This window comes from Caldisalinibacter kiritimatiensis (assembly GCF_000387765.1).
GTDB classification, from domain to species: Bacteria; Bacillota; Clostridia; order Tissierellales; family Caldisalinibacteraceae; genus Caldisalinibacter; species Caldisalinibacter kiritimatiensis.
The window spans coordinates 1-268 of record NZ_ARZA01000228.1; the positions used below are offsets into that span (position 1 = coordinate 1).

The following is a 268-nucleotide window of genomic DNA, read 5'->3' on the forward strand; positions in this document are numbered from 1 at the left end:
TGCAATTACTTCATGAGCAATAAAAATTTCATAATCTCCATTTTTAAGGGGCTTAAACTCTATTTCCTTTACCTTAAGATTAAGCTGTGAAAATTCTTTAATTTTCACATATAAATATTTAGACTTAATCCCATAGGTAGCTTTTAAATATTCTTTTTGCTGCCCAGATATTGAAAATCTAATAATATCCCCTTCTATCTTAAACCCATTATTAAGGTATTTAATATTATATTTACTACCTTTTTTCTTAAATCTAGGAGGTCTTGGA

1 protein-coding gene is annotated in these 268 nt (G+C 26.9%); it reads right to left on the minus strand.

Features of this window, described 5'->3' with window-relative positions; translation table 11 throughout:
- Positions 1 to 268: hypothetical protein (locus tag L21TH_RS14600; RefSeq protein ID WP_034429899.1), on the minus strand; the 268-nt coding region annotated here is incomplete at both ends.